This window comes from Neobacillus drentensis (assembly GCF_036962765.1).
GTDB lineage: Bacteria > Bacillota > Bacilli > Bacillales > Cytobacillaceae > Neobacillus > Neobacillus drentensis_C.
The window spans coordinates 1-8,088 of record NZ_JBALOS010000186.1 but is presented as its reverse complement, the minus strand read 5'-3'; the positions used below and the strand labels follow the sequence as shown (position 1 = coordinate 8,088).

8 protein-coding genes are annotated in these 8,088 nt (G+C 41.6%); all 8 read left to right on the top strand.

Annotated features, from left to right (window positions below):
• The first annotated feature begins 258 nt into the window (after window positions 1-258).
• The 8 genes from V7137_RS21450 to V7137_RS21415 all read left to right on the top strand — a co-directional run bounded on the left by V7137_RS21450 (window position 259) and on the right by V7137_RS21415 (window position 7,939).
• Complete coding sequence (locus V7137_RS21450; protein ID WP_335699950.1) at window positions 259-2,643, top strand: 3-hydroxyacyl-CoA dehydrogenase/enoyl-CoA hydratase family protein; 2,385 nt, start codon at window positions 259-261, stop codon at window positions 2,641-2,643.
• 75 nt (window positions 2,644-2,718) lie between these two features.
• Entirely contained in the window at window positions 2,719-3,894 is a 1,176-nt protein-coding gene (locus tag V7137_RS21445; RefSeq protein WP_335699949.1) for an acetyl-CoA C-acetyltransferase, read from the top strand.
• 87 nt (window positions 3,895-3,981) lie between these two features.
• Window positions 3,982-5,766 carry an acyl-CoA dehydrogenase family protein gene (locus tag V7137_RS21440; protein WP_335699948.1) on the top strand — a complete coding sequence of 595 codons (1,785 nt, stop codon included), beginning with the start codon at window positions 3,982-3,984 and terminating at the stop codon, window positions 5,764-5,766.
• A gap of 193 nt (window positions 5,767-5,959) precedes the next feature.
• Window positions 5,960-6,316: an arsenate reductase family protein gene (locus V7137_RS21435; protein ID WP_335699947.1), complete on the top strand. Its 357-nt coding sequence runs from the start codon at window positions 5,960-5,962 to the stop codon at window positions 6,314-6,316.
• An 80-nt stretch (window positions 6,317-6,396) separates the two neighbouring features.
• Window positions 6,397-6,780, top strand: coding sequence for a glycine cleavage system protein GcvH (gene gcvH / locus V7137_RS21430; protein WP_335699946.1), 384 nt, complete (start codon window positions 6,397-6,399; stop codon window positions 6,778-6,780).
• A gap of 108 nt (window positions 6,781-6,888) precedes the next feature.
• Entirely contained in the window at window positions 6,889-7,128 is a 240-nt protein-coding gene (locus V7137_RS21425; protein ID WP_335699945.1) for a YusG family protein, read from the top strand.
• Window positions 7,129-7,269: 141 nt separating this feature from the next.
• Window positions 7,270-7,626 (top strand): toprim domain-containing protein, encoded by a 357-nt coding sequence (locus V7137_RS21420; protein ID WP_218347698.1) that lies wholly within the window; start codon window positions 7,270-7,272, stop codon window positions 7,624-7,626.
• Window positions 7,627-7,633: 7 nt separating this feature from the next.
• Window positions 7,634-7,939 (top strand): thioredoxin family protein, encoded by a 306-nt coding sequence (locus tag V7137_RS21415; RefSeq protein WP_335699944.1) that lies wholly within the window; start codon window positions 7,634-7,636, stop codon window positions 7,937-7,939.
• Window positions 7,940-8,088: the final 149 nt, after the last annotated feature.

Here is an 8,088-nt window from a genome sequence, read left to right as displayed (position 1 = left end):
GCCTGGAGCGCAAATCAACAGACAGGTTTAATAGAGCCATTTTTAAAAAGGCTGTGCCCGCGGAAAGCGAAGTACCTGGAGCGCAAATCAACCTGCACATAAACACAGCAAAAAAAATTTTCAAAATTCCGCGTTTATTGATTGCACAAATTTTCTAAATATTCTATAGTAAGTAGTAACAAGACTCATTCAATTGTGAATTTTTTTTGACTAAAAAATGAATGAGTATTCATTCAAAGTTTGAAGGGGGAGACAATGTTGAACCAATTAATTAAAAAAGCAGCTGTCCTAGGATCTGGTGTCATGGGGTCAGGAATTGCTGCCCATCTCGCAAATATCGGCATCCCAACACTATTATTGGATATCGTGCCACGTGAGCTAACAAAAGAAGAAGAAGCAAAAGGACTGACACTACAAGATAAACAAGTGCGCAATCGCATTAGTGCAACATCTATCCAAAAATTATTGAAGCAAAAACCTGCACCATTAGCGGTGAAAAAGAATTTAGCCTTAATTGAGGCGGGTAACCTTGAAGACGATTTAGTCAAACTGAAAGATGTTGACTGGGTTATCGAAGTTGTTGTTGAGAACCTTAACGTCAAGAAACAGGTATTTGAAAAGGTGGACCAATACCGGAAACCGGGTAGCATTATTAGCTCCAATACCTCGGGAATTTCAGTAGAAGCGATGGTCGAAGGCCGTTCTGAAGATTTCCAAAAGCATTTCCTTGGTACTCACTTCTTTAACCCGCCGCGCTATCTGAAATTGCTTGAAGTGATTCCTACTCAATATACTGCACCAGAAGTACTTTCATTCATGAAAACTTTCGGTGAGGATGTATTAGGAAAAGGTGTGGTGGTTGCGAAGGATACACCAAACTTTATTGCTAACCGGATCGGAACGTACGGACTTCTAGTAACTGTTCAGGAAATGCTGAATGCGGGTCTAAGTGTCGGCGAAGTCGATTCCATTACAGGACCACTCATTGGACGCGCAAAAAGTGCAACTTTCCGCACACTTGACGTGGTGGGCTTAGATACCTTTTATCATGTCGCGAATAACGTCTATGAAAAAGTCGAAGGCAAAGAAAAGGAAATTTTCGAAATTCCTGCCTTTTTAAAAAAGATGGTGGAAAAAGGCTGGCTTGGAAGCAAATCCGGTCAAGGTTTCTTTTTGAAAAAGGGCAAAGAAATTCTCGAGCTCGATCCCACAACATTGGAGTATGGACCGCGTAAAAAGCTGTCCACACCTGCGGTTGAACTGGCGAAGCAGGAAAAAGGCACGGCGAATAAATTGAAAGCGCTTGTATATTCGAACGATCGGGCTGGACAATTCTTATGGAATACGATGGCACATTCATTTGTCTACTCGGCGCAGCTATTAGGCGAAATTGCAGATGATATCGTTTCCATCGACCGCGCAATGAAATGGGGCTTTGGCTGGGAAACAGGCCCATTTGAGACATGGGATGCCATAGGCGTCGAAAAATCCGTGCAGAAAATGAAGGAAGCTGGCCTTGAAATTCCAGCATGGGTAACAGAAATGCTGGAAAAAGGACATTCATCCTTCTATTTAGAAGAAAACGGTGAACGGTTCTTCTATCATAACGGCCAATACCGATTGGTGGAATATAATCCAAAGGCACTCGACCTTAAAAAGATAAAGAAACAAAAGGGTGTCATTAAAAAGAACAGCGGTGCAAGTCTGATTGATATCGGTGATGGTGTTGCACTGTTAGAATTCCATTCACCAAACAATGCGATTGGTCTGGATATCGTGCAGATGATTAACTATGCCGTTGAAGAAGTCGAGAAAAACTATAAGGGACTTGTCATCGGTAACCAAGGAAAGAACTTCTGTGTTGGTGCGAACCTAGCGATGATGCTCATGGAAGTGCAGGATGACAATATTTATGAGTTGGATATGATTGTCCGTCACCTTCATAGTGCCTTGCTGAAAGTGAAATACAGTCCTAAGCCAGTCGTCGCTGCCCCGTTTGGAATGACACTTGGCGGCGGTGCCGAGGTGTGCCTGCCGGCTGCTCACATTCAAGCTTCAGCCGAAACGTATATGGGTCTTGTTGAAGTCGGTGTCGGCTTACTTCCAGGCGGCGGCGGAAACAAAGAGCTTTATATGAAGCACTTAGAAAACATTCCAAACGGTGTACCATTTGACCTGCAAAATGTCGCAAATAAAGTATTTGAAACAATTGCCACCGCAAAAGTTTCCACATCCGCTGAGGAAGCACGTGAAAATAATTTCTTGGATTCTTCTGATGGAATCAGCTTTAATAACGATCACCTGCTTTATGATGCGAAGCAAGCAGTGTTAGCCTTGCACGAACAAGGCTATAAGCCAAAAGTACGCAGAAAGGTGCCGGTCGTTGGTGAAACTGGCTATGCTACCCTGTTACTTGGTGCCGAAGCGATGCGTTTATCTGGGTATATTTCAGAGCATGATCTGAAAATTGCCAAGAAGATTGCCTATGTGATTGCTGGCGGTAAAGTACCATTCGGGACAGAAGTAGATGAGCAATATTTATTGGATCTTGAAAGAGAAGCTTTCTTAAGCCTTATTTCGGAACCAAAATCACAGCAGCGCATGCAGCATATGCTTGTGAAGGGTAAACCTTTAAGAAACTAACATTCGAGGGCTCAATCACCTGAGCCCTGCACGAAAAAATAGATTAATAATTTGACAGAAAGTGAGGGAACTTACATGAGAGAAGCGGTAATCGTTGCCGGAGCAAGGACCCCGGTAGGTAAAGCGAAGAAAGGGACGCTTGCCCATGTTCGCCCTGATGATTTGGGTGCATTGGTGGTAAAGGAAACATTAAAGCGTGCTGGAAACTATGAAGGAAATATTGATGATTTAATCATTGGCTGTGCCATGCCCGAAGCAGAGCAAGGCAACAATATGGCTCGCAATATCGGGGCATTAGCAGGACTTCCATACACTGTGCCTGCCATCACTGTCAATCGTTTTTGTTCTTCAGGATTACAGGCGATTGCTTATGCCGCACAGGGAATCATGCTAGGTCACACTGATACAGCTATTGCTGGCGGTGCTGAATCGATGAGTATGATCCCAATGATGGGTCATGTCGTCCGTCCCAATATTAAACTAGCAGAAACAGCTCCGCAATATTATATGGGTATGGGGCACACGGCCGAGCAAGTAGCGCTGAAATATGGTATTTCCCGCGAGGATCAGGACGCCTTTGCGGTAAGAAGCCATCAGAAAGCTGCTAAAGCAATTGCCGAAGGAAAATTCGTCGATGAAATTGTTCCAGTCGATGTAACAATCCGGACCGTTGGCAATGACAATAAACTTGTGGAAAAAACGATTCAATTTACGCAGGATGAAGGTGTTCGTCCTGATACAAACCTACAAACATTAGCTAAACTTCGCCCGGCTTTCTCCGTAACAGGAACAGTAACGGCTGGTAATGCCTCACAAACAAGTGACGGCGCGGCGGCATTGATGGTGATGGACCGCGAAAAGGCAGAGGCACTTGGACTTAAGCCATTGGCGAAATTCAGATCGTTTGCAGTTGGTGGTGTCCCGCCTGAAATCATGGGGGTCGGACCGGTTGTCGCGATTCCAAAGGCTGTAGAACTAGCTGGTCTAGAGTTATCAGATATTAATTTGTTCGAATTGAATGAGGCCTTTGCATCACAATCGCTGCAAGTCATTCGTGAATTAGGTCTAAATGAAGAAATCGTCAACGTAAATGGCGGCGCGATTGCTCTAGGACATCCGCTTGGATGTACTGGTGCTAAATTAACACTCTCCCTTATTCACGAATTAAAACGCCGCAACGAACAATTTGGTGTTGTAACGATGTGTATCGGCGGCGGAATGGGTGCAGCCGGGGTATTTGAATTACTCTAATTCATTTTGGTCTCTCCCAAGCATATACCTTTTACAAGGGGAGCGGCTAATTGCTCCCATCTCATTAAAGATTAGGAGGAATAAATAATGACAAACCAAACAGAAAAAGTCATTAAAGGCGGAAGCTTTTTAATTGAAGATATTTCTTGTGAGCAGCTCTTCACACCGGAGGATTTTACCGAAGAGCATTTAATGATTGCGAAAACAGCGGAAGATTTTGTTGAAAAAGAAGTGGTTCCACAGTTAGAACATTTAGAAAACCATGAGTTTGATCGTACGGTAAAGCTTCTTAAAAAAGCAGGCGAACTCGGTCTTCTAGCGGTTGACGTACCGGAGGAATATGATGGCTTAGCCTTAGATAAGATTACCTCATCTATACTAACGGAGAAAATGGCTGGAGGCGGAGGCTTCTCCCTTTCACACGGGGCCCACGTAGGAATCGGCTCGCTGCCAGTTGTTCTATTCGGAAATGAGGACCAAAAGCTTAGATATCTACCTGGCCTAGCATCAGGTGAAAAACTAGCTGCCTATGCCTTAACTGAACCAGGTTCGGGTTCTGATGCCCTTGGAGCAAGAACAACGGCTAAATTAAATGCAGCAGGTACGCATTACATCCTAAACGGGGAAAAGCAGTGGATTACCAATGCTGGTTTTGCTGATGTATTTGTTGTTTATGCCAAGATTGATGGCGAGCAATTTACCGCTTTCATTGTTGATAGAGATCTCCCAGGCGTTTCTACAGGTGCTGAGGAGAAGAAAATGGGCATTAAGAGTTCTTCCACTCGGACGCTTATTTTAGAAGATGTTCCTGTTCCTGTTGAAAATTTATTAGGAGAAATTGGTAAAGGTCACGTAATTGCCTTTAACATCTTGAACATTGGACGTTATAAGCTTGCGGTTGGAAGTGTAGGCGGCTCTAAAAAAGCATTCGAATTAACCGTAAAATATGCAAACGGACGTCAACAATTCAAAACGCCAATTTCTCAGTTTAATCTAACAAAAGAAAAATTTGGTACACTCGCCTCTAAAATATATGCGGCAGAAAGCTCTGTCTATCGTACAATTGGCTTGTACGAAGATAACCAAGGCAAGCTGACTACTGAACAAGAAAAAGACATTAAATTAGTAGCGAATTCGATTGCTGAATATGCGATTGAATGTTCACTAAATAAGTTTTTTGCAAGTGAAGTATTGGCGGATGTAACAGATGAAGGCGTGCAAATTCATGGCGGATATGGCTTCATGCAGGAATATCCAATTGAAAGAGCATACCGTGATGCAAGGATCCAGCGTATTTTTGAAGGAACAAATGAAATTAACCGCCTGCTTGTGCCAGGCACCTTATTAAAGAAAGCCTTCAAGGGTGAGCTCCCTTTATTCCAAAAAGCGATGGCCCTGCAAGAGGAGTTAATGATGTTAATGCCAGAAGAGCCGGGTGACGAGCCGCTTGCACAGGAAAAATACCTTGTCAAAAATGCGAAAAAGATCGCATTATTAGCAGCCGGTTTAGCCGCTCAAAAATATGGCAAAGCACTTGAAAAAGAGCAGGAAGTTTTAGCCAATATCGCTGACCTTATTTCTAACGTGTATGCAATGGAATCCGTTGTGTTACGAACTGAAAAAGCGATTGCAAAAACTGGTTTAGAGAAGAACAAGCAGAAGCTTCTTTATACACAAATCTACTGCCAAGAAGCCTTCAATGAACTTGAAGCGATTGCAAAAGAAACATTGATTGCAGTTGAACAGGGCGATACACTTCGGATGATGCTATCGTCACTTCGTAAATTTACACGTCATACCCCAATTAATGTCATTGCGAAAAAACGTGAAGCCGCTGATGTCATTATTGAAGCAGAACGTTATATTGTCTAATTAAAACGGGCTCCCTTTCTATTAGGAAGGGAGCTTAAATTTTTATATTAGAAAAGGAAGGGATTTTAAAAAATTAGTCGAATTTTTTTAAGTGGAACATATTTTTTGCATTAGGATTTTGAAAAACGTTATGATAATATTCAAGTGACGTTAGACAAGTCATTGATTTTTGTAGGAAAGGGTGGTGAAATTGATGTCTCTGACGTTATACTGGTATCCGAAATGCGGCACATGTCGAAACGCGAAGAAATGGCTGGATGCCCATCAGCTTTCCTATGAAGAAGTACATATTGTTGAAAATCCTCCAAGTCGTGAGGAATTGCAGGATTTTTATCAAAAAAGCGGACTGGAATTAAAGAAATTCTTTAATACAAGCGGTATGAAATACCGTGAATTAGGTATAAAGGATAAAATGAAGTCCGCAACAGATGAAGAATTGCTAGAGTTACTTGCTTCCGATGGTATGTTAATCAAGCGGCCGATCTTATCGGATGGCGAACGTGTTACTGTAGGCTTTAAAGAAGAAGAGTTTGAAAAAATGTGGCTTTAAGCCTGTTCTTCATCATTACTATGGAAATCGAATTATTTCGATGATAGATTTTTTAGAAAAAACAATGGAGGGATTTAGCGATGAGTACACCAAAAGAATTACGTTATTCAGAAGAACATGAATGGGTAAAGGTTGAAGGGGAAAAAGTCCGCGTTGGGATTACTGCTTTTGCACAACATGAACTAGGAGATATCGTTTTTGTTGAGCTTCCAGAAGTGGGCGATGAAGTAAGTGCTGACGAACCATTTGGAAGTGTAGAATCTGTAAAAACCGTTTCTGAGCTTTATGCACCTGTCAGCGGTAAAGTTGTTGAAGTGAATGAAGATTTAAGTGACAGCCCTGAGTTTGTCAACGAATCACCATATGAAAAAGCATGGATGATTGTGATTGAACTATCTGACAGCAGCGAGCTTGATAAGTTGATGACAGCTGAGCAATATGAAGAAATGACTAAAGAAGACTAATGAATTCTGAAAAGGCACCTTGTCCAGGTGCTTTTTCTCTTAAATTCCCACTTTTTCTTCTACTATTTTTGGGAAACTTATAATAAATATATTGAAGAGGGTGGGGACATGACTTTAAAGCAGCAAAGAGTAGATGTTACTGACCGAGTAATTGGAAAAATGAAGAACGGGGAATTGGAACTGTTTCTTGATAATACGCCAATTGGAAAAATGAAAATTACAGATCACATGCAAGTGGAATTAGAGCATCATTTTGAAGTGGAGCAGCAAAAGATTTATCAACATGTTACGACGACCGAAGGACCTGATGCAAAATATACCGATTGTGATGATGGTGGTTGGTGCTAATGGATTAGCGTTTCCTCGTAGGCAAAAACCTATTTTTACAAAGACAATAATGATAAGGTTAACATAGTCAGAAGATGGCACACGTAATCAATATTTTAGAATATGTTAACATAAAACAACTTCTAATACAGGTGATGGATGATGAATGATTCGTATGTTGACAAAGTTCTTATTGTCGAAGGAAAGTCAGATAAAAATAAGGTAAAAAAGATCGTGAAGGAACCAGTAGAAATTATTTGCACCAATGGGACCATCAGTATTTCAAAATTAGATGAATTGATTGAATTCCTTGAAGATAAGGATGTTTATATTCTTGTCGATGCGGACTTTTCAGGTGAGAAGCTTCGCAAACAATTAAAGCGTGAATTACCACAAGCTGAACATTTATATATTGACCGGATGTATCGCGAGGTAGCCACCGCGCCAGTCCACCACTTGGCCACTGTCCTTTTAGGGGCAAATATCGATGTTCATACTGAGTTTTTAGAAATGGGTTAAAAGATAAATGAACGAATGGAATCGAGACGAATTATCTGCCTTTCTTGATAAAAAGGCAACTGGATTAGTTTATTTTTATACACCAATGTGCGGAACCTGTCAGGTAGCTTCCAAAATGCTTCGGGTTATCAGGGAATTGGTAGAGATAGATATAGGAAAAATGAACCTAAACTTCTACCCAGAGCTCGCTAGGCAATATGAAATCGAAAGCGTCCCCTGCCTATTATTTGTCGAAGCAGGAGAAGTGAAAGAAACACTCTATGCCTTTCACTCCGTACCATTTTTACTTGAAAAAATAAAGCAATTATCCTAAGCAGATGCGGTATGCATCTGTTTTTTTAGGGTTCGTATCCTAGGTAAGAGTACTTTTGATACTTAATTGGGATACGTAGTCTAGAAGAGTGCCCGTCAAAGTGAAAAAAAGCATCTCACGGTCCTTGTGAGAAGTCCAGAGTGCCCGTC